This window comes from Nocardia carnea NBRC 14403 (assembly GCF_000308515.1).
In the GTDB taxonomy this organism is placed as follows: Bacteria; Actinomycetota; Actinomycetes; order Mycobacteriales; family Mycobacteriaceae; genus Nocardia; species Nocardia carnea.
Genome location: NZ_BAFV01000022.1, coordinates 197,557 through 219,449 on the forward strand (window position 1 = coordinate 197,557; position 21,893 = coordinate 219,449).

At 67.5% G+C, this 21,893-nt stretch carries 19 protein-coding genes; 6 read left to right on the forward strand and 13 right to left on the reverse strand.

The genetic code is table 11. From position 1 onward, the window contains the following. Positions 1-93: 93 nt before the first annotated feature. The 7 genes from ON22_RS37875 to ON22_RS08545 form a co-directional block, all read right to left on the reverse strand. Positions 94-1,881, reverse strand: a complete 1,788-nt coding sequence (locus ON22_RS37875) for a serine/threonine-protein kinase (protein WP_255218521.1) — start codon at positions 1,879-1,881, stop codon at positions 94-96. A gap of 50 nt (positions 1,882-1,931) precedes the next feature. Continuing rightward, on the reverse strand, positions 1,932-2,189 hold the full coding sequence (locus ON22_RS08520) for a hypothetical protein (protein WP_033244999.1): 258 nt from the start codon (positions 2,187-2,189) through the stop codon (positions 1,932-1,934). Between the two features lie 9 nt (positions 2,190-2,198). Next, positions 2,199-3,515 carry a S8 family peptidase gene (locus tag ON22_RS08525; protein ID WP_033245000.1) on the reverse strand — a complete coding sequence of 439 codons (1,317 nt, stop codon included), beginning with the start codon at positions 3,513-3,515 and terminating at the stop codon, positions 2,199-2,201. A gap of 93 nt (positions 3,516-3,608) precedes the next feature. Next, on the reverse strand, positions 3,609-4,913 hold the full coding sequence (locus ON22_RS08530) for an AAA domain-containing protein (RefSeq protein WP_033245001.1): 1,305 nt from the start codon (positions 4,911-4,913) through the stop codon (positions 3,609-3,611). Positions 4,914-5,069: 156 nt separating this feature from the next. Next, a complete protein-coding gene (locus ON22_RS08535; RefSeq protein ID WP_033245002.1) occupies positions 5,070-6,548 on the reverse strand; it encodes a hypothetical protein in 1,479 nt (492 codons plus the stop codon). Between the two features lie 25 nt (positions 6,549-6,573). Beyond that, the gene (locus ON22_RS08540) at positions 6,574-7,671 is read right to left on the reverse strand and encodes a hypothetical protein (protein ID WP_033245003.1); all 1,098 of its coding nucleotides are present in this window, start codon (positions 7,669-7,671) and stop codon (positions 6,574-6,576) included. 1 nt (position 7,672) lies between these two features. Beyond that, on the reverse strand, positions 7,673-8,455 hold the full coding sequence (locus tag ON22_RS08545) for a hypothetical protein (RefSeq protein WP_033245004.1): 783 nt from the start codon (positions 8,453-8,455) through the stop codon (positions 7,673-7,675). 129 nt (positions 8,456-8,584) lie between these two features. On the opposite strand from ON22_RS08545, the gene ON22_RS08550 reads away from it, so the two are divergent. The 3 genes from ON22_RS08550 to ON22_RS08560 all read left to right on the forward strand — a co-directional run bounded on the left by ON22_RS08550 (position 8,585) and on the right by ON22_RS08560 (position 11,959). Next, entirely contained in the window at positions 8,585-9,757 is a 1,173-nt protein-coding gene (locus tag ON22_RS08550) for an acyl-CoA dehydrogenase family protein (protein WP_051157314.1), read from the forward strand. 361 nt (positions 9,758-10,118) lie between these two features. After that, positions 10,119-11,066: a DNA-processing protein DprA gene (locus tag ON22_RS08555; RefSeq protein WP_081595422.1), complete on the forward strand. Its 948-nt coding sequence runs from the start codon at positions 10,119-10,121 to the stop codon at positions 11,064-11,066. Between the two features lie 44 nt (positions 11,067-11,110). Beyond that, the gene (locus ON22_RS08560; RefSeq protein WP_033245005.1) at positions 11,111-11,959 is read left to right on the forward strand and encodes a hypothetical protein; all 849 of its coding nucleotides are present in this window, start codon (positions 11,111-11,113) and stop codon (positions 11,957-11,959) included. Here the strand turns inward: ON22_RS08560 and ON22_RS08565 are convergent. From ON22_RS08565 to ON22_RS08580, 4 genes are all read right to left on the reverse strand, one after another. Beyond that, complete coding sequence (locus tag ON22_RS08565; RefSeq protein ID WP_033245006.1) at positions 11,956-13,908, reverse strand: UvrD-helicase domain-containing protein; 1,953 nt, start codon at positions 13,906-13,908, stop codon at positions 11,956-11,958. The two genes, ON22_RS08560 and ON22_RS08565, sit on opposite strands and share 4 nt — an antisense overlap. A 165-nt stretch (positions 13,909-14,073) precedes the next feature. Then, positions 14,074-15,285, reverse strand: coding sequence for a CaiB/BaiF CoA transferase family protein (locus ON22_RS08570; protein ID WP_033245007.1), 1,212 nt, complete (start codon positions 15,283-15,285; stop codon positions 14,074-14,076). A gap of 182 nt (positions 15,286-15,467) precedes the next feature. Then, a complete protein-coding gene (locus ON22_RS08575; protein ID WP_033245008.1) occupies positions 15,468-16,643 on the reverse strand; it encodes a serine aminopeptidase domain-containing protein in 1,176 nt (391 codons plus the stop codon). Positions 16,644-16,735: 92 nt separating this feature from the next. Beyond that, positions 16,736-17,827 (reverse strand): homogentisate 1,2-dioxygenase, encoded by a 1,092-nt coding sequence (locus tag ON22_RS08580; protein ID WP_033245009.1) that lies wholly within the window; start codon positions 17,825-17,827, stop codon positions 16,736-16,738. 142 nt (positions 17,828-17,969) lie between these two features. Between ON22_RS08580 and ON22_RS08585 the strand changes: the two genes are divergently transcribed. Next, entirely contained in the window at positions 17,970-18,653 is a 684-nt protein-coding gene (locus ON22_RS08585) for a TetR/AcrR family transcriptional regulator (RefSeq protein WP_033245010.1), read from the forward strand. Between the two features lie 95 nt (positions 18,654-18,748). On the opposite strand, the gene ON22_RS08590 is transcribed toward ON22_RS08585, so the two are convergent. Further along, a complete protein-coding gene (locus ON22_RS08590) occupies positions 18,749-19,489 on the reverse strand; it encodes an NAD(P)H oxidoreductase (protein ID WP_081595423.1) in 741 nt (246 codons plus the stop codon). 72 nt (positions 19,490-19,561) lie between these two features. Between ON22_RS08590 and ON22_RS08595 the strand changes: the two genes are divergently transcribed. Together ON22_RS08595 and ON22_RS08600 are read left to right on the forward strand one after the other, a co-directional pair. After that, positions 19,562-20,494 (forward strand): AraC family transcriptional regulator, encoded by a 933-nt coding sequence (locus ON22_RS08595; RefSeq protein WP_033245011.1) that lies wholly within the window; start codon positions 19,562-19,564, stop codon positions 20,492-20,494. 121 nt (positions 20,495-20,615) lie between these two features. Further along, positions 20,616-21,011, forward strand: a complete 396-nt coding sequence (locus tag ON22_RS08600; RefSeq protein WP_033245012.1) for a VOC family protein — start codon at positions 20,616-20,618, stop codon at positions 21,009-21,011. Positions 21,012-21,355: 344 nt separating this feature from the next. Here ON22_RS08600 and ON22_RS08605 read toward each other — a convergent pair whose 3' ends face one another. Continuing rightward, positions 21,356-21,697: a hypothetical protein gene (locus ON22_RS08605; RefSeq protein ID WP_156052332.1), complete on the reverse strand. Its 342-nt coding sequence runs from the start codon at positions 21,695-21,697 to the stop codon at positions 21,356-21,358. Between the last annotated feature and the right edge of the window lie 196 nt (positions 21,698-21,893).

Sequence of the window (21,893 nt, forward strand, 5' to 3'; positions counted from 1 at the left end):
CGTATCGGGCACCGTTGCCCGTCCGGGCTCGATTATGGCGCGGGCGCGGCGGGAGAGTGCTGTGTGATTCGACTCGTTTCGACGCGCTGTGGGTCAACCGGCGTCGGCTGCCGGAGACGGGATCGCGGTGACGTCGTCGGTGGATGAGGCCGAGGAGCTGGTATCGGCCGCAGTCCCGGTGGACGGGGATGCGGTGGTTTCCGTCACGGAGCCGGTCGAGGGTGAGGTGGCGGTGCCATCGGTGGACCCGACGGCAGACGAGGTCGCGATGGTGCTGCCGGTGGCGTCGGCGCTGCCCTCTTCCGCTACTTCCTCGCCTGCTTCTTCGGTCGTGGTCACCGTGGTTACCGGAGTTGTGGTCTCCGGCGTGGTCGTTTCCGGAGTTGTCGTTGCGGATTCGGCGGGTTCGGTGGTGGTGGTGGTGACCGGTGGCGGCGGGGTCGTGGTGACCGGTGGTGGGGGCGGGGGCGCACTGGGTTGTGGTTCGGGTTCGGTCCACACCGGCGGCGGGGCCGGTTCTGCCGCCGGACCGCTGGGCGCCACCGGAGTGACCGGCAGCGGCACCGATTCCGTGACCGATACCGGCGGAGCGAGGGCCGGGGGCGGTTCCGGGGGAATCGACCCGGGGGCGGAGGTGGCCGGCTCGCGAATGGTCGAACTTGCTGCCGGGGGAGCCGTCCCGGGGGTTTCGGTGACGAGTGTGCTGTTGTTGTCACGGGTGAGGGCCAGCGCCGATGCCCCGGCGACGGCGAGCGCCAGTACGGACATCACCACAATTGCCCGCCACGGTGGCCGGGGAGTCGGAGCGGTGAGGGGGACCGGTTCCGGAGTCGTCACCGGAGTGGGGGCCGAGAACACGAGCGGATCCGGGTCCGGAGTAGTGCTCGGAACAGGACCGGCTGCCGCCACCGGAGTCGGTTCCGCAGGGGTAACAGGCGTTCCAGGCGCAGGAGTATGCGGGCCTCCGGTCACCGAATCCGGGGTAGCCGGATCCGGCGCGGGTGGTAGGGGGGCAGGAGCTGGTGACGCTTCCGTCGGTGGTTCCCAGAGCGCGGCCCGGGCGGCGGCCGCCAGTGCACCGGCCGTTTCGTACCGGTCGCCGGGATACTTGGCCATACCCTTGGCGATCACGGCATCGAAGGGCCGGGGCAAACCGGCGGTCGAGGGCAGTGGTGGCTCGTCGTTGAGGTGCGCGGCGATCTGCCGTTGCATGCTCTCGCCGCGGTAGGGCTTGGCTCCTACCAGGCATTCGTAGAGTACACAGGCCAGCGAGTACACATCCGAACGAGTATCGGATTCGTCGTCCGCGAGCCGTTCCGGTGCCATATAGGCGAAGGTGCCGATCACGGCGCCCGTGGTGGTAACGGTGGTGTCCTCGTCGCTGCGCGCGATCCCGAAGTCGATCAGATACGCGAAACCTTCGGCAGTGACCAGGATATTGGACGGTTTCACATCCCGGTGCACGAGTCCTTCGGCGTGCGCCGCATCCAGCGCCGCGGCGATCTGGGCGATCACCTCCACGGCTTCGCCGGGGTCCAGCCGGTCCCGCTCCGCGAGCAGTTCGGCCAGATTGGGTGCCTGCACCAGCCGCATATCCAGGTACAGGCGGCCGTCGATCTCGCCGAAATCGTGGATCGGCACGATATGCGGTTCCGCCAGTCGCGCCGCGACCTGGGCTTCCCGCTGGAAGCGTTTGCGGTACACCGCGTCGTGGGCGTACTCGCGCGCGAGGACCTTCACCGCCACCAGCCGGTCGGTTCCGGTGTCGTAGGCGCGGTGTACTTCCCCCATGGCTCCGGCCCCGAGTAGATCGAGCAGCCGGTAGCGACCGAACGGTGTTCCTTCCACGAGCAACGGATACCACATCCTGTGACCGGTCACAGCACCCCATATATTCGGGGGCAGCCCGTGAAAATCGGTGAAATAGCTGGTTATTCGGGGTTTTTCGGTTGATTCGGGGGTTCGTCGGGGGTGCTGGATCCGACAGGGGGATCCGCGAATACCCGGGCTGCCGAGCCTGTCAGCCGGGCGGCGGCCGCAGCACCGACGCGCAATGCGAAACGGCCGGCGTCCGGGTCGACGGCGATGAGCCCGTATTCGCAGTCGACCTCGTCCTCGGTGAGTCCCAGCGCCTGCAGTGCGTCGGCCAGCACCGAACCCGGTGGCAGATCGACGGTCAGCAGCGGCATCAGTCCAGATTACGCCCGGGCGGCCGCCTTCTGGAGTTCGGCGAGCAGCGCGCGGGGTTCGGCTATCCCGTATCCGTGATCGTGATCGAATCCCGCACCACCCCGGTCGGCTGCGGTGCTGTGCAGCAGCTCGCGCAACCGGGCCGGTGGGATCTGGGTGGCCGGCCATTTCGTCCGGAATGCCGCGACCACCCCGGCCAGTGTCGGGCACGCCGCGGATGTCCCGGAATCAGGTGCCTCCGCACCGAACGCGGTGGAACCGAGGAAATGGGTGTAGGAGCAGATATCGGGTTTGCGGTCGGCCAGCCGGCCGGGCCCCTGCGACGAATACCCCACCCGCTGACCGCGGGTATCGACACCGGCCACCGACAGGACGTTCGGGTGTGAATTCGCTCCGGTGATAGGCCGGTCTGGGTATGCGCAGCGTCCGTCCGGGCATTCCCGTCCGCAGTTACCGGCGGCGAAGAGGATATCGGCGCCCGCTGCATCCAGGGAGCCGACGATGACATTGAACGGGTGGTCGGGATTATCGGAATAGTTGCCCGGGTCGCCGACCGGAAAATCCCATTGCGGTGAGAACGCGCCCCAGCTGTTGCTGACCACCAGAGCACGGCGGTCCTCCGGCTGCTGGGTGAGCACGGTGCGCAGATGCGCGAAGGCAGCCAGGGCATCGGAGAGCAGACCGTCCATCTCACTGCCGCCGGTCCGGGAACTCTGCAGGAGCGGGATATCGAGGAAGGTCGCGCGCGGGGCGGCGATGAGCGCATCGAAAGCGCACATGGTGCCGTGCCCGACGGCGAACTCACCGGCCTTGCCGGTTACCCCGGCCGGATTCCAGCTGCGTGCGGTATCGATCGTGATCTCGCCGCCGCTCGCCTCCCGGACTTTTTCGGCATTGATCCCGGAATCGAGCACGGCCACCGCCACACCCTCACCGGTGAGCCCGGCCGCGGTGAGTTCCGCGCGACCCAGCAATTCGGCCACCTTGTTCCAGTCACCCACCGCACCGTCGTCACCGCAGGTGAGCACCGGTTCGATCACCGGATCCGCGAAAACCCCGGCCACGCCCGCGGCTCCGGCGAGCGCCTCGCGGGCGGCTCGATCACCGTCGGGAATCTCCCCGCGCACCAGGTACGAACCGGTTCCCTGCTGCGCCGTATCGCCCGCCGCCCCCGCGCCCGGCGGCAGGGCCACCGGGGAGAAGCCGGAGTCCAGAGCGAATCCGGGGAGTTCGCCGGTGAGATCGGCGGCCGAAATATCGGCGGCCGAACCTATTGCGGCGGAAAGTTGTTCGGGGGCGGGGCGGAGCTCGATCACGACTCGCATGCCCGCAATGGTGCCTCGCTATCGCGGACATGGCAATCGGAGCGCAACCCTCACCGCCCGGCCGTTCCAGCGCCCGTCAGCGAACAACGGCCGTCAGCGAACAGCGGCCGGGATACGGTGGGCGGCCAACCGGCTGAGCACGGCCTGGTTGGCCTCCCAGCCGTCGGGGAACTTCACCGGCACACCCAGATAGACCGGTTCGGCCGACGGGTGCGCGTCCAAGAGCTCGTCGATCCCGCGGCGGCCGACGACGATACAGGCGTGCCGATGCCGCGAGGCCAGCACACACAACCGCCCCGCTTCCAGGTGGAACGCGCCGGCATCGCGGCGGCCCGACAGCGGATGCAGGATGACCGTGACATCGTATTCGCGGCCTTGTAGGCGGTTCGCCGTATCGACGGTGACCTCCGCGGCGATCGTCGGGGCCAGTGCGTCCCGCACCGCCTGAGCCTGATCACGGTGCGCGGTGCCCACGGCGATCCGGGTCGCGTCGATCTCCCGGGTGCCTTGTTCGGAATGGGCGATACCCCCGCGTTCCAGCAACCGGCAGGTGAGGTCGGCGATGGCGGCCACCGCTTCGGCGTCGGTGCGCAGGGTGTGGCGGGCGGGTAGTTCGTAGTAGGCCCAGCCGTGGGCCGCGGCTTCGTCCAGCACCTCGTCCACCGGACCCCGTAGCCCGCGGGTGCCGAATTCCATCCGCCGCTGCTCCGGCCGGGTTCCGGCCTGGAACGGGGCGAAGGGATAGAACGCGGCGGAGACGACCGACGCCGCCGAGGGCGGCAACCGCCACGACACCGGCAGCGTATGCACCGGGATACCGTCGTTGTGGTTGAGCATCACCGCGACCGCGCTCATGGTCGGATCCCAGGACAGGCCCGCCCAGCGGTCGGAATCGACCGTGGCGAAGGGGTCGAGCTGACCGGGATCACCGACGAACAGTCCGCGTTCGAACCGGTTCGCGATCCGCAGCAACATATCCGAGCGCATCTGATACGCCTCGTCGACGATCGCGTACGACCAGCGGCCCTCGTCCAGTGTGGCCCATTTCGCGGCGGTGCCGATCACGATCGCGCAGCGTTCCAGGTCGGCCGGGCGGTTGGCGACATCCACGTTGTCGCGGTCGATCCGGGCACTGGGCCGGTAGTCGCCGGCGGACAAGCGCCCGATCCGCAGTTCGGGGTCGGCGGTGGCGAGGCGATCGATGAGGTCGTCAACCTGTTCGTTGGTCTGCGCGACGATCATCCGCTGCTCGTCGTCGGCGGCTGCCAGCTGTCGCGCCGCGCGCACCACCAGCGTGGACTTCCCTGCGCCGGGCGGTGAATCCACGACAAGCGCCCGGTGCGCGGTGTTGTCGAGATCGGTGAGGATCGCGCCGATCACCGCATCGGCAGTACTCATGACTGCGCCTCGCCGGCGCTCGGCTTCGTCGTGCGCACTTGCACGCTGTGCTCATAGTTCACTTGCCGTCGCTCGTTCACGACTGCGCCTCGCCGGCGTTCGGTTCCGTCGTGCGTACCTGCGCGCTGTGCTCATAGTTCACTTGCCCTCGCTCGTTCACGACCATTCCTCCTGGTGCTCGGCCGACGGGTCGGGCGGCGGCCCGCCGTGTGTCCACGGTGTCTCCTCGCGCGGCGGGAGTTTGGCGGGCGGACCGCCGAATCCGCTGGGGGAGAAGCGGGCGAAACCGATCGGGTCGCCCTCTTCGGGCACACTGCCGACGGCCGGGTTCTTACCCTGACCCATACCGCTCACCAACTCCAGCTGGACCACATCGTCCTCGACCGCGACCACTTCGGCCTTCTGCGCGGGCCGGTCGATCCGGAACAGGGTTTCGCCGACGCGGCCGCGGAACGGATCGGTGGTGTGCACCCAGATATAGGGCCGCGGGACCTCCCGCGATTTCGGTTTCGCCCGCCGCTCCGGTTCACATTCGGCGACCGTGCCCTGGAACGCCTCGCCGACGAGCCGGTATTCGATCAGTACTCGCGGATCGTCGAACGCCCGCTGCGCCTGGAAGGTGTCGAGGGCCTGCTCCTGTTTGAGCAGCCGCCGGGTCGCCGAGACGGCGGAGTCGCGCCGGGCCTGCGGGTAGCCTTCCGGAATATCGGAGACGAACCAGGAGAACGCCGACCGGTCATCGGTCCAGCGCCGGTCCACGCTCGCGCCCTCGGGCAGTTCGCGCAGCAGCTCCACCGCCCGCCACATCAGCCGCCAGGTGGGTTCCAGCTGGCCCCGCAATGCCTGTTCGAGACGTTCGGTGGCAATGACTTTCGCCCATTCGTGTTCCGCACTGTCATAGGCGGCGATCAGCGGTGCCAGTTCCTCGTTGTCGAAACCGGGGTCGGTGGCGGGGCCCGCGGGCGGTGAGGTGAGCGGGTCTTCGGCGAGGGCGGCGGCCTGTGCGCCGGTGAGCCCGGCGGGCGGGTCGATCCAGCCGAGCAGCGCGGCCAGATTCGCATCCTCCAGCGCGGACTGTCCCGACGCCCAATGTGCGGTGAGTACCGAGGTCATCGCCAGGCACACACTGGATCCCGGGAAATCCGAGCGGTCGCCGAACCAAGTGAGCCAGCGCCCCAGCAGCGGCAGCGATTCCGGGACGGCGTTCTCGCCCTCGGTGCGATGGAACCGCACCGAACGCCCCAGCAGCCGCAGGAACTGCACACCACCGAGATTGGGCACCAGCAGCTGCGGGGCATCCAGATAGCGCAGATAGGTTTCGCCGGTCGATTTGACCGTCAGCTCCTCCGCGTTCTCGCAGAAGGCCGAAATATAGGGCAGCACACGGTCGGCCAGCTGTTCGGTGAAACGCAGGCGCAGGATCCGGTCGCGCGGTTGTGCCACGAGCAGCACCGTCGAATCCTCCGGCGCCGTCCCGAGCATCACTGCCAGCGGCGCGGCGGCCTCACCGGCCAACCGCAGCGGAACGAGTACCAGCGGACGGTCCGCGAGATGGTAATGCCGCCGGGCAGCAATGGGTTCGGCGCGACCAGTCCGCGCCGCGGTCGCCTTGGCCAGCGCGCTCAGCACGCTCATGCTGCCGCCTCCGCGCCTGCCCCGCTCATCCAGCTACCTCGAGTCGCAATGTTTGCGCCTGGCGCAGCATCTCGGCGATATCGGCGTGCTCCGGAGCGGGTTCCAGGGTGCCTTCGGCGAGCGCCAGGACGGTGTCGAGGTTGTCGATCCCGCCGAGATCGTCACAGACCCCGCGGCCCAGCGTATCCACCGACCCCTGCGTCCGGGCCTCGGAGCGGCAGGCGAATGCGAGCTCACAGCTCGACATACATTCCGGCGCGTACCGGGACGGAATCGCCGAAACGGTCTCCGAGAGCCCCTCACCCGGTGTGAACGAGGCGCCGGCGGGCACCAGGTCCAGCAGGGAATCGATGGAGGTGAGTCGCGACAGCTGCCGCCCGATCACCGCGAGTTGTTTGCGCAGATCCAGTTTCGCCGCCACCGGACGGTTCGTGAAATCCCGCGCGGCCACCAGGATCGATTCGTGCGCCACATCGTCGGGCGAATACCCGAGCTCGCGCAGCAGTTCCCGCATCGCCAGCACATACACCGCCGACTGCCGGGCCGCCGAGGCGACCTGCGCGGGATCGGCCTGGCCGTCGACGATGGCGAAGGATTTGATCTCCACGACGTAGAACTTCCCGCCGATCTGCAGCGCCACCACATCGGGTTCCAGATAGGCGGTGGCGCCCGCGATCTCCAGGCGCAGCATCGGATGGTCGAACAGGGTGCCCTGCCCCGAGCTCAGCGCTTGTCCCAGTAGTTGTTTCGTGCGCTGGTAGCGGATGGAGTTGGTGGCGTTGTCGCCCACGGTCGCCAGGTCGTGGTAACCGACTTCCGGAATGCTCAGCCCCAATTCCTCACGCAGCAGCCGGAGCAGTTCGGCGCAGCCGTGCGATTTCACCATCGCCTCGAACGAATTACCGCGGGTGATCGCGAACGGCGACTGGCCGAATTGCGGCGGGAACCCCAGTTCGCGGGCGATCACGGTTTTGTCCACTGCCGCGGCGTCCAGCAGCGCCCGGCGCGCGCACCCCGGATTCGCGGTGAGTGCCGCGATGGTGCGGGCATTGTGCCGGCTGGTGGGGGCTGCGCCGCGCAGCTCGTCCAGGCGGTTGGTCAGGGTTTTCTGCGCAAGCGTCATCTCAGGCCTCGTTCCTTCGCCGTCCGGCCACGGTCAGCCGTGTGCCGAACAATTGCGCCGCGGGGTCCGCCAGTTGCCGCTGTGCCCGCTCCGCGGCGTCGGCCCGCTGCTGTATGTCGTCTTCTCTGTGCACCTCGAGTTCGCGTTCCGCGGCCGCCAGCACCACATCCGGGTCGATCACGGTCCCGTCGGTGGCGCCCGGGATGGAAACCGCCAGCTGCCACAGCACCCGCTGCCGGGCGGCGGTATCGCCGTGATCGGCCAGATGCCGGGCCAGCCGGGTCGCGGCGGTGAGCAGATCCACCCGCGGACTCAGCGGCCCGACCATACGTTGCGCTGCCGGCCAGGTGCTCACCCCTAGCAGTCCGCGGGCCGGGGCCAGCAGATCCGTGGTGAGGGCCGCGCAGATGTAGTACGGACGGGCGTACGGGGCCGCGCGGAACGACCGCTCCTCGTCCCGGCGCAGGCTGGTGAGCCGGGCCGCGACGAGATCCCCCGAGAAGAACGCCTCGTGCACCGCCAGCACGAGTTTCGGGGCGGCCGGCACCGACAGCAGGGTGAGCGCGCGGTGCACATGTTCGCGCACCGGCACCGCGCCGGAGTGCAGCCGGGGTGGTTCGGCGGGGGCGGGAGTTCCGAGAACTGCTGCGTCCCATTCCGCTTCGGCGGTGCGTAATTCGGCGCGCAACCGACGCGCCGCCGTCCGGTCACCGGAACCGGCGGCGCGGCGCACCTGGGTGCGCAGCTCGGCTATGCGCTGTTCCAGCGCCTCGGCGGTGGGCATGGGGGAGAATCTAGGGTGCGATTCCAGGGAAGTCCAGTAAATGCCAGTATTTACCGCGGTATGTCGTTCGAATTCCGGGTTTCCGGAAGCCGCCCACTCCATACTTTTGGGTATGTTACGGTCGCGACCATGGTTGCGGCCGAGCCGGACAGCACTCCCGGAATCACCCAGAACCTCATCGATGCGCTGGCCGAAAGGGCCCAGGCCGCAGAACAATTGCGCCGCCTGCCGGACCAGACCCTCGCCGATGCGGTCGCCTCCGGTTTCCTCGAATATCTCGTACCGAAACGATTCGGCGGCCGCGAGGAGAAATTCCCTGCCATCCTCGACCCGATCCGCCGGATGGCGCACGGCTGCGTCTCCAGTGCCTGGACCCTGGGCTTCTACACCCTGCACAACTGGCTACTGGCCCTGTTCCCCGAACAAGCCCAGGTCGAGGCGTACGGCAGCGGCCCGTTCCTGTGCCCCGCCGCGCTCGCGCCGACCGGCCGCGGAATCCCCGCCGACGGCGGCATCACCCTGTCCGGCCGCTGGTCCTGGGCCACCGGTGTGATGGGCGGGAACTGGATCATGGTCGGTGCACTGTGCGGTCCCGACGACGGCCTCTACCCCGCCCTGGCCCTGCTGCCCGCCACCGACATCACGATCGAGGATGTCTGGCATACCGAAGGTATGCGCGCCACCGGCTCCAACGATGTCGTCATCCGGGGCGCTCATGTCGGCGGCCACCGGCTGGTCCGCTCGGTCGATATCAACAGCGGATCGGCCCCCGGCGCCGCCCTGCACGACGCCACCACCTACCGCTGGCCTCTCGTCCCGGCTCTGGCCCTCGCCGCCTCGATGCCCGCCCTCGGCGCCGCCGAACGAGCCACCGATATCTACGCCGACCGCCTCGAAGGCCGCATCCTCCTCTACGAAGGCGGTGCCCGCCAGCAGGACAAACCCATGGCCCGGGCGCATCTCGGCCACGCACGGGTGCGGTTACGCGCACTTCGTGGCCTGCTCGACGATACGGTCGCCGAAATCGAATCACTCCTCGACGCCGGCACCCCCGTCCAGGTTTCGGTCCGCGCCCAGGCCCGCCTCGCCGCCGCCTATATCGTCCGCGAATCCCGCGCGATCATCGCCGACCTCCTGCACGCCTCCGGCGCGAGCGTCCACTTCACCGACCACCCGATGCAACGCCTGAAACGTGACGTGGACGTGCTGAGCGGCCACGTGGTCTTCGACTACGACACCACCCGCGAACTCGCCGGCGCCACCGCCCTCGGCCTGAAAGCCCCCCGCAGCGCCCTCCTCTGAGCGGTCCCAGGCCTACGGGAGAGAGGCGCCCGGCTGTGCGCGTACGGGCCGCCGAGTGTGGTTCATGACCGGGAGCGCAGCTGGTCCAGGAGATCGTCGACCAGGTCTGTGGGCCCGGCGTGCCCCTTGCCGTCGGCGGCGAGGTGGCAGGCGGCCCCCCACCGCCGGCCACACCACCGATTCCGCCCGCTGTGACCGGCTCTGAGAGCAGAGTACCCACCTGGTACAGCTGCCGGTGGGTGCCGCCTGAGCGGCCACGTGCTCGCCCGCCCAGCTGCTGCTAGGTTCGGTTATCGCCGCGGTCGAGGTTGACATCCGGAGTCGAACGGGTGTTCGATGCATATGTCGAAAGGAGAGGTATATGGCGTCTCCGAATTCGGAGGGGGGCTCGATCGGCGAGGGTGCACTGGCCTGGGACGACGCCGACCGTGCCGCGCTGGTGGCGATGATGCGTGTGACCGCCAAGAACACCGAGTGGTCCACGGTGACCGAACAGGTGATGGAGCGGGGTGGCGCTCGCCTTCTCTGGGAGGACGACCACCCACCCGGTCTCTTCGGGGCGGGTGAGGAGTCCGGTGAACTGGACCGCGCTGCCCGGGACGTCGAGCGATGGAAGAGTGCGCCGTTGCGTTTCCATACCTTCATGGACCGCTCGTACCCCGAGCAACTGCGTTCGGTCCGGCGCGTCCCGCCGGTGGTGTTCACCTGGGGTCGGATGGTGCCGCGGGAGAATGGAATCTGCGTCGTCGGCTCCCGCGATCCGTCCGAGCGTGCGCTGGAATTCGCCCGGCGGGTGGCTGTGGGCCTTACCGAGGCCGGTATCGCGGTGATCTCCGGGCTTGCGAAAGGAATCGATACAGCAGCCCATCGGGCGACCCTGGACGCCGGTGGCCGCACGGTCGCAGTCCTGGGCAACGGTGTCGATCGTGCGTATCCGCAGGAAAACCGCGAGCTCCAGGCCGAGATATCGCAGCGCGGTATGCTTCTCACCCATTTTCTCCCGGAGTACCCGCCGTCGCGGTGGTCCTTTCCCGCACGGAATGCAACGATGAGTGCCTACGGGCTGGCCACCGTGATCGTCGAGGCGAACGAGCAGAGCGGCACCAGGATCCAGGCGCGGGAAGCCGTGCGGCACGGGCGATCGGTGATCCTGAACGTCACGGTCGCGCAGGCCACGACGTGGGGCCGCGCGATGGTCGGTACTCCCAACGTGCATATCGCGAGCTCACCGGAGGAGGCAATTGCCCAGGCACACCGCATTATCGCCCACCGCGCAATGGTTTCTAGGCTGCTGGACCCGATCGCGTAGAGTGCTGACGGCCCCCGTTCCAGTCGTCGGTGGAGGACGACCAGATGGCCGACGGTAATATCGTCCCCAGCGACGATGCGCAGTTTCTCCGCGAACTCGTCCGTGTTTCCGTAGCGGGGCATTTCGACAACGCGTACGCGCCGGGAACACCCGGTGTCTGCACCGTCTGCCGCGCCCCGGCCGACCGGGACCGGTGCGGTCGCTGCCTGGACCATCAGCGAAAATACGGAGACCTGCTCGCGGATCGCACCATCATATTGACCTATGCGCTCGGCTACTGCCCTGATGGTCACCATCAGTCGGCGCATGAGGTGCGGGCCTATAAGGGCTTTCGTGGTGCGCCCGCGGTCGCGCGCTGCCGGGAGAATCTTCAGCTGATGATCAGGTCGTCGGTCGAACTGCACCGCGGCTGCTTCGACACCTCACTCGGGGCTGCCTGGAACGCGCTGACTTTCGTACCGTCGAACGAGCGGCCGGGTAGTGACCACCCGGTTTCCGCACTCGCCCGGGCGGTGACGGTGAATGCCGCACTGGAGGCGTCGCTGCGGAAGTTCCTTCTGCAGCCCGGTCCGGGCTGTGTGGCGAAACGGCAGTTGAGCGACGACAGATTCGTGGTGCCCGAGAAGTGGCGGGCCACCGTTGAGGGCAGCCATGTGCTCATCGTGGATGACACATGGACGACAGGCGCAAGTGCGCAGGGTGCCGCTATTGCCGTGAAGCAGGCAGGCGCCGCGACGGTGACCGTCTTGTGCGTGAGCCGTTGGCTGAGATGGGACTGGGCCGATCAACGTGCGCTCATCGAGTCGCTCGGTGGCGGCTACGACCCGCTGTACTGTCCGGTCGGGGGCACGGTGTGCTCAGCCATGGCCGCCTACCGTTCTACGCTGCTCTAACCGGTGATCGTGCCGACCCAGAGGAAATCTCGCGGCCTGCTGGCGGCCACGAGCTCCTGCCGGGCGCGTAGTTCTGCTCGGTCGCGCGCGGCGCCGGTGGTGTTCCGGAATGTGGCGGATGGTTCGGTGATCACGAAGACCGCCTCGAAATCCATGCCCTTGGCCCGGTGGACGGTGCCGACCTTCACCGTGGCCACCTGCGTGCCGTCGTACTTGTCCAGCGCGAGCACGGGCAGTCCAGCGCGTTTCAACACGGTCAGTATGCGATCGGCGTCCTTGTTCGACCCGACGATGACGGCGATATCGGACTCCGGCTTGCGGAATTCTGCTACCGCAGCCACGAGCGCAGTGTCGACCTCGCCGCGCCGTAACTGTTTCACGATCACCGTGCCGCCGGGCAGGACGGCGTTGCTGTCTCGGAGAACGAACCCACGGCCGCCGTCGAGATCGTCGACCGTATTGCCTGCTTCGATTTGCTGGACGTAATTCAGAATTGCTTCGCGATTACGGTAATTGGTACGCAGCAGATTGCCTCGACCACGAATCGGAATGCCGGCATCGGACAGCCGCCAGCCACCCGGGTACACCTGCTGCTGCCCATCGCCGACCAGAAGCATGGGTGCGTCCGGCCCACCGCCTGCGATCCGGTGCACGAGTCGTAATTCCTGAAGCGTGAGGTCTTGGACCTCGTCCACCACAACCAGTGCATAGTCCTCGCCGGAATCCAATGGCCGCCTGTTCAATTCGTCGAGTGCTTTGCGGACGAGGTCGTTGAAGTCGTCGACACCCCGGCTGCGCAAATTCGCTTTGTACGGCGCGTACAGGTGATTCCAGAGGGCTGTGCGCTGGGTGCGGTTGAGCTGGACGCCGTCCCGTCCGGACCGCTTGATCTGCAGGTACTCGTCACAATCGATGAGTCCGCGCCCACCGATGACCCGGTCGATCTCGTCCCGCCAGTACTGGACGTCGGTGTGCTCGATCGTGTTCAGGAATTCACGCGCTCGCGTCCACCCGTGGCTGAAAGCGGTGTTCTGTGCCGCGGAGTTCAGCTTGAAGGCGACCTCCCGGCGGTTCAGGAACGTCAGTATCCAGGAATGCAAGCCGCGGAACTCGGCGCGATCGACTGCGCGCGGCGCGAGTTGCGCGAAGCCCGACGCGTGATACTGCGGCAAGGTCTTGACGAAGCCGGTCAGCAGTAGCCGTCCTGGATTGTGCTTGGCGAAGCGGGCCATACGGTGGAGGGCGACCACCGATTTCCCGGTACCGGCCGGTCCGCTGATCCGAGCGGGTCCGGTGTAGTTGGTTTGCACCGCGGCCAGCTGGGCGGGGTCCAAGAAGCACATCCACTCCCGGAAGGGCCGGATGAGGATCTGCTCTCGGGCATCAGTATGCAGTTCGCCGGTGCCGAACAGGCCGTCCGGCGCTGTGGCGGTGTGAACCGGGCCGTTGTCGGCGGAGATCCAGCGTGCAGCCGGAGTGCGCTCGGCGATTTCGGCTGCGAGCGCCCTGGCTCTGCGCGGCGGCCATTTCTTGTCGCCGCGCAGCAGGAGTTGCCTGATCGTGGATTCGTCGACCACCGGAAACTGGTCGTAGAGCTGGTCCCTGCCCGCCTCGGGCATGACCACGACCAGTTCGAGCATATGCGGCACGAACTCGGCGCGGTCGAACCGGACACCGACGCATACTTCCTCTGCCTGTTTTCGGATTCTGACGAGCCGGCTCCAAGCCGGCATCTCGTCGGCGAACACCAGTGCGTACACCCCTGCGGGGCCGATCACGAAGGTTCCGGCGCGGCCGCGGCGGGCTGCGGTGTGCTCGACCAGGATATGCCAGCCTCGCTCGGTGAGCGGTACCGAAAGACAGCGCCGCTGCTGCGCCGATAGCCCGGGAATGTCGGCGAGCGTGCGCTCGGCCCAGCGGAGACGGCGTTCGCGATGGATATCCGGCATGAAGACCCCCTTGCCCGGACCGGACGTTCGTATCGCCCACTGTACTGGACATCGAAGCGTGGACGTAGTGAAATGCGCTATGCAGCAGAGAAATTCGCTACTCGTCCAAGCGTGACCGGCTGTGTGTAGGAGAGGGTCTTCGGTGCGGATGAGGCGTCGGTCAGGTCAGATGATCCCCTGCGTGCGCAATGTTTCCAGGTCATTAGTGCTTTTCCCGAGCAGGCCGGCGTAGACGTCGTCGTTGTGCTGACCCGGTTGCGCCGAACCCGCATTGCGGATGGTGCCCGGCGTGTCCGAAAGGACTGGAATAACACCGGGGCCCTTGATATTTCGCTGGATGCGTTCGTCGTAGTGGTCGGCGATCATGCCGCGCGCGTTGAGTTGCGGGTCGGTGACCACTTCGGCGACCGTATTGATCGGGCCGCTGATCACACCGGCTTCGTTCAGCAGATCGATGATCGCCTGGGGTTGCCGCTGCACCGCCCACTCGCCGATGATCTTGTCGAGTTCGTCCTGGTTACGGCCCCGTGCCGTGTGGTTGACGAAACGTTCGTCGGTCGCGAGGGCCGGATGTCCCATAGCCGCGCAGAGGCGGCGGAACACCGTGTCCTGGTTGGCGGCGATCACCACCCAGCTGCCGTCGGCGGTGCGGTAGATATTCGACGGGGCGATCCCTTCCAGCCGGGTACCGGAGGGGCCGCGGACCACGCCGCCGACGTCGTAGTCGGGGATAGTGGATTCCTGGACGGCCAAGCAGGCCTCGGTGAGCGCGGCATCGACGATCTGGCCTTCGCCGGTGACCGTGCGGCGGTACAGCGCCGCCAGCGCGCCCTGGGCGGCGAACATTCCGGCCAGGCTGTCGCCGAGGGACAGCGCCAGGCGCGGGGGCGGGCCACCGGGGAAACCGTTTATATGGCGCAGCCCGCTGGTGGCCTCGGCGACGGAGGCGTACCCGGCTTTCTGTGCGTCCGGACCGGTCTGCCCGTAACCGGACACTCGCACCAGGATGATGCCGCGATTGCGTTCCCGCAGCACGTCGTAACCGAGACCCCACCGTTCCAGCGTCCCCGGCCGCAGGTTCTCCACGATGATGTCGGATTTCTCCGCAAGTTCGAGGAACAGATCGCGCCCGGCGTCCTCACGCAGGTTCAGGGTGACGGCCTTCTTGTTCCGGGCGTGCACGGTCCAGAAGAAATGGTGGCCGTCGAGTTCGGCCTGACCCCAGGTGCGCAGTGGGTCGGGGGCGTCCGGTGGTTCGAGCTTGATCACCTCGGCGCCCATATCGCCGAGCAGGCGCCCGGCGAAGGGACCGGAGATCAGGGTGCCGATCTCGAGTACGCGGATACCGTCCAGTGCGCCGGTTGTCGCGGAGTCCATCAGAGCATTATCCCGTCTCGGTGCGGTGCGGTGCGGTGCGGTGCGGTGCGGTGCGGTGCGGTGCGGTGCGGTGCGGTGCGGTGCCGGGTGCGTGCGAGCCGTCCGAAGCCGGCGTCCTGGGAGTTACGCGATCAGCGGCAGGGGAGCGCGTCTCTTCGGCTGCGGTTGCCCGTGCTGTCCGCTCATTCCGCCGGGCCGAGGCCCCGGGCCCGCAGCCAGCCGTCGACCAGACCGATCGCCTTCGCCAGCGGTTCGCGCTGGTCCGGGCCCAGGTAGTAGTGGTTGGCGCCGGGGACCTCGTGCAGTTCCTTGTCCGCGCAGCCGAGCGCCTCGTAGATGCGGTGGGCGTGCGAGGGCGTGCAGACATTGTCGGCGGCGTTGTAGAGCACCAGCGTCGGCACGGCGATATCCGGCCCGCAGGCCACTGCGTCCCCGCGGGCGTCGTCGATACTCCACTGCGACAACCAGCTGCGCAGGGTGCTGAACCGGGCGAGACCGAACGCGCCCATATTCACCTCCTGCGGTTCACCGAGATAGGACTCGCCCGGGGTGCGGTCGTTGGGATCAAGCGCCGGGTCGAGGACCGTGGGGTCGGCCATGGTGCCGTGGACGACGAAACAGTATTCGTCCTGGGGGCGGCCGGAGGCCTGGATGGTGGCCAGTTTCTCCTTCACCCAGGCCGTGATGCGGCGGTTGCGGTCGTGCTGGGCCCGGCGGAAGCGGGCCACGAATTCGGGACTGTACGGCGGCTGGTTGGGATTGTCGGGGTTGTAGAGGTCCAGTTCCGGATCGCGCCGGGTGGGGTCGGATTCGTCGAGAATCGACGGGTCGATGCATTCGGTGAGGGTGTGGTGGCGGCTGATATGGGCGGCCATCAGCAGGATCCCGTCGGCGGGCGGCAGATTCAGCTCGGTCAGGTCGGGACCGTCACCAGAAGGGCTTGCGGTGACCGTCGGATGCTGGGCCTGCTGCTGGTAGTACACCGACAGCGATCCGCCACCACTCCAGCCCGCCAGCACCACTTTCCGGTAGCCGAGCCGCTGCTTCGCGTCACGAATACATTCGCCGAGATCCTGCACCACCTTCTCCATGAGCAGTGCGGAATCGGCGCCCCGGTAGCGGCTGTTGCAGACGATGATGTGGTGGCCGGCCTTGGCCAGCGATGTGACGATCGGCAGGTAGGTGCCGCTGGAAACCGGATGCATGAGCACCAGCACCGTCTCCGAATCCAGGCCGGCCGGTTTCACCAGAATCGAATCGAGCGTGACCATTTCGGAGAGACCGCCGTAGGCGTCCCGGGTGCCCGAGGTGTTCGCGTAGGCGATCACATACGGGGTGCGTTCGACGTGATGCGACATAGATTGCCTGCCTCTGTCTTTCGATGCGAGAGTTCCCGCCTGGGGTGCGGGCCCGGTTGCCTGCGGCCCGGAGGAAGAGATCCGGTGCGGTATCAGTGCGCGCCGAGGTTGTTCGCCAGTACCTCCGGGGAGGGGATCAGACGCCGCCGGGTGTCGACGGCGATCGTGGTCCAGCCGATATGGCTGATCTCCTCCCGCTTCCGCCGCGCCCGCTCCCGCATCTTCTCCGGCGCCCCGTGATGCACGCCCTGTGGCGCATGCGAGATCAGGCCCGGCGGCATCGGTACGCCGTACATATCGCCGCCGTGGAAGAACGCGATCTCGTCGTAGTCGGCATTGCGGTGATACCAGGGAATCGTTTCGGTGCCTGGCGCCGATTCGGCCCGTTTCGGCAGGAAGTTCATCACGTACACGCCGGTTGCCTGCATGAACAGATGCACCGTGGCGGGCAGATGCACCGTATCGGAGAGGACCACGTTGTAGTCGGCGATATTGAACGTGAACGGGAAGTTGTCGCCCTGCCAGCCCACCACATCCAGCGGATGATGCGAGTAGAACAGCGAGGTCGGGCCACCTTCATGGATCAGCCGCACCTCGTATGCCTCGCGGCCGTCGTCGTCCATGGCAGCGGGTTCGGGGATCGTCATCCGGTTCGGGTCGAACGGGAAATGCCGGCCCAGCGGCCCCGCGGGCGGAACCCGGAACTCCTCTGTCGCCTCGATCATGAGCAGGGTCGTCTCGCTGTCGGGGACCTGCCGAAACGTGCACGCCTTCGGCACGTACACCCAGTCTCCTTCGCGGTAGCGAAGGGGCCCGAATTCGGTTTCCAGCAGCCCGGAACCCTTGTGCACGAACGAGAGCAGGTCGCCGTCGACATGACGGATGAAGAACGGCATCTCCTGGGTGCGCCGGCTCAGCGAGATCCGGCAGTCGGCGTTGGAGAACAGCAGCAGCGGGGAACCGGCGGCATCGGTCGAGTCGGTGGGGCTCAGTGCGTCGGCCAGCACATCCACCGGGGCGAGCGGGCCGGTCGCGGTGTAGTTCACCGGATCGTTGCGCCGATACAGCTGCGCGGTACGCCCGGTGAAACCGCCGCGCCCCAGCTCATCGTCCTTGAGTCCGCCGAGATCGGCGTGCAGCCGGTCGGGAGTAGTGCCTTTCCGCAGGTGCACAAAGGATTCCATAGCAGCATCCAGTCCTCGTCGGGCGCTGCGGCGGAGGCGGGCGCGGGCCGGGCGGAGCCGCCGCGATCCCTTGTCCCCGTAGCGCGAAGTGGCTGGGCTCACAGTCGCAGAAAAATTGATTGTAGTCAATATAATCGCGGCCATGGATATCGCACCGGACCCGCGGCCGCGCAAAGGGCGGGGTAGACCCCCGGCCGGGGAAACACCCGCCTCGGTGGACGAGATCCTGGCGGCCGCACTACGGGTTTTCGCCCGCGACGGGTTCACCGGCGCCTCCGTCGCGGCGATCAACCGCGAACTCGGCGTGAGCCACAACCTGATCCACCAGCGCTTCGGCTCGAAGGAGGCGCTCTGGTACGCGGTTGCGGACTGGATCTTCGCCAATGCGGTCACCCTGCCGAAGATCCGGCCCGAACGCACCGACCTGTCCCCGCTGGAAGAATTCCACGCGGGAATCGTGCGGTTCCTCGAACTACAGGCCGAATACCCCGACGTGGTGCGCCTGATCAGTACGGAAGCGGCAATCGAAAGCCCCCGCCTCACCTACCTCTACGACCGGCACATCCAGCCGATATCGGTCCTGCTCGCCGAACCCCTGAAACCGCTGCTGCACCGCAAGATCCTGCACCGCGACGATCTGCGCTCGCTACATTTCCTCATCGCCCACGGGGCGACCGCCCCGTATGCCGCGCTCCCGCTGGCGACCCGGATGTCCCCGTCGGACCCGCTCCGGAAAACCGCAGTGCGCCGGCACGCGAGGCTGGTCGCCGACACCATCGTCGCGGGTATCGAAGCCCGGATCGCGCGAGCGGATGAGTCTGCGTGATCTCGCTGCCGGCGCTCCGGGAGTGATCCGGCCGCGCGATCCGGGTGCATGTGCTTGTGGTGCAGTCGGCAACTGTGCGTTCCGGTCCGGGTGGATCAGGCCGCGACCCTGTCGCCGGCGAGGAAATCGTCGACGAAACCGGTCGCCCTGGCCTCCAGTGCGGCGTAATGAGCATCGCGGGCGGCGCCGGTGAGGGCCTCGTCGAGCAGTAGGTTGCCCGCGGCGTCCAGCCGTTGCGGCTTCTCCTCCGCGCCCGGCAGCAGGCCCACCGAGGAGTGCGTCAGGCCGCAGTAGTAGGCGATACCGTCGTCGAGTTGTGCGCTCAGCGCCTGCTGCATGAGGGCGACCACCTCGTCGTCGTCCGCCGCCCCGGCGAGTCCGAGCCACAGCATCCGCTTACCCGCCAGCCGGGGCTTGCTGCGACCGTAGGCGAACCCGTAGTTCCATACGCGGTCGATCCAGCCTTTGAGGATCGCCGGAACCTGCATCCAGTACACCGGGAACACCGCGACGATGACATCGGCGGCGAGGATGCGCCGCATATGGCTCTCGACCTCGGGGGAGTAGGTCTTTTCGCGGTTGTTCCAATCCGGCAGGTCGGCATCGGTCATCCGGGGATCGAAGTTCTCGGCGTTCAGGTCGAGCAGGTCGATCCGGTAGCCCGCGTCGGTGAGCCGGCGGGCGGTGAGCCGGGCGATATGGGCGGTGAGCGAATCGGGTCGGGGGTGCGCGACGACGACCAGTGCGGTGCGGGCGGTCGCGGTGTCCTCGAGCGGGGTGTGCGGCACGGAATCCTCCAGGGTGATCCGATTTCTCGGCTGTTCGGTCGGTTCCATTCCACCCGGAATCGGGTGGACGATCTATGGCTGAAGATCCACATTCGATAGGAGTTCGTCTACGCTCTAGGGGTGGACCCATTGAGCAAACTGCTGGGCGGTATCCGGGCCGAAGGCGCCGTACTCACCCATGCGGTCCTGGAAGCGCCGTGGACCATCCGCTTCGCCGACCGCGCACCATTGACGATGATGACCGTGCTGCGCGGCGGCGGCACCCTGCTCCTGCCCGACGGCACCGAACGCCGGATTTCCGCCGGGGACACCGCGGTAGTGCGTGGTTGCGAACCCTTTCTGCTCGCCGACCGCGCCGATTCGGTCGCGCTCCCGCACGCCGAATACGAAATCGCCTGCTTCACCGGGGACCCCGTATGCGAAGCCTCTCTCGGCGACGGGCAGTGGGGCAATGATCCGGCCGGCGAAACCGCGCTGATCGTCGGCGCGTACCGCGCCTCCGGTCGCCGCCACGAACGCCTGCTGCGCGCCTTACCGCCCGTTCTGGTGGTCACCGACGATGCCGAGACCTGCGCCTGGATGTCCTCCATCGCCGCCGATGCCACCGCCCGCCCCGCCGGCGCTCAGGCCATGATGGACCGCCTGCTCGACTGGGCACTGGTGTGCACACTGCGCGACTGGTTCGACGGCCAAGATGCCGACGCACCGGGCTGGTACCGCGGCCCCGCCGACCCGGTGGTCGGCCCCGCCCTGGAAGCCATGCACAGTCACCCCGCCGCAGGCTGGACGGTGGCGACCCTGGCATCGAAAGCCGGTGTGTCCCGGGCGCTGTTCGCGAAACGCTTCACCGATGTCATGGGCCAGTCACCGCTGGCCTACCTCACCGAATGCCGGATGGACGAAGCCGAAGAACTCCTGGCCGATCGCGACCTCACGGTCGCGCAGGTCGCGAAGGCCGTCGGCTACGCGGACGCCTTCGGTTTCAGCGCCGCCTTCAAACGGTACCGCGGACTACGACCCACCGATTTCCGCGGTAAGGTCGCCAGTTTCTGAAAACTCCGCAACGGAGCGGCGCCGGCGGTTAATGCTGCGAACGGCTGAGCTCCGTTGCTCGAGCGCCGGCGGCGACAAATCTCCAAGCCTGTGCGAACCGCAGCCGCCGATACTCAGGTCTATGAATATCGAGCAGATCACCCCGAAACTGGTCGTCGAGGGCGCGGACAAGGCGATCCGCTATTACAGCGAAGTCTTCGACGCCGTACTCCGGCGGCGGGACGAGGCCGGCGGGCGAGTCGTCTTCGCCGAACTCGGCCTTCCCGGCGGGGCGAGTTTTCAGCTGAAGGATGCCGACGAGTTCGACAAGGATCCATTGCGGCTCGGCGGGCGCGGCCTGCTTCTCACCGTGGTGGCCGCCGACCCCGACCGGCTCGCCGAGCGGATGGCCGCCGGTGGGGGAGAGATCGTTTTCGAGGTCGCGGATCAGTCGTACGGGGCGCGACAGGGTCGGGTGCGGGACCCGTTCGGTCACGAATGGATCGTCGGCCGGGCGATCCCGTCCGACGCCGGGTAGCGCCTGGTGTCTCGACGCGGTAGTGCTCGCTGCGAGCTGCGGGGAGCCTGGAACTGCCGGCCGTTGTCCGGATATGAACCGCCAGTAGTGACTGTGCTGGGTCAGCGTGCAGGTCGCCGGCGGGCGATCGGCAGGCGTTGCCCGACGGAGCATCGGATGGGTGGGGCCGTAACAGAACGAACCCCGGAGGGCCGACTGGCTTTCCGGGGTTCGGTGGCTCGGAAACAATGGTCCTGAGCCTACGCAGATTTTAGGGTGGTGCGGTACGTCCCTCACTGAAGTGGCCGCGCCGGCGACCCGGGGCCGAAATCGTCCATGGAGGTGCGTACGGGGGTGTTACTTCCTTACGGTTCCACAGGGGTCTGGGCACCGGCGGATCCGGTGGCCAGCAGCTCCAGCAGCGGACCGAGCGCCTCCGCGGAGCCGGTGCCGGCGCCCGGAACCGGGGTGGTCTCGTCGATATGCGCGGCAGCCGGGACCTCGGTGCCGGCCGACCCGGTGGCCAACAGCTCCAGCAGCGGACCGAGCGATTCGGCGGATCCGGTGCCCGGGGCGGGGTCAGCTCCGTCGATGGGGGCCGCTTCGGTCAGCTGCACTGGTGCGGCGGAGGCGACACCGGCGGCGCCGGCGATACCGGCGGCAGCGATCGATATAGCAGCGGCAAACGTGCGAAGACTATGTCTCACACCTGTTCCTTTCATTGTTGTCCCACACAGGGACATTTGGGTTACGCACACTTATGTCTGAGAGAGTGCGAAGTGTTACATCAACTTCTCGCCTATTTCTCCCGGCGGACTTCGCTCCCAGTTACGGAGCGGTCGCCAAAAAGGCCGTCCGCAAGGAGAATTCAGAAGTTCGATATCAGCACAAGCCCAATGAAAT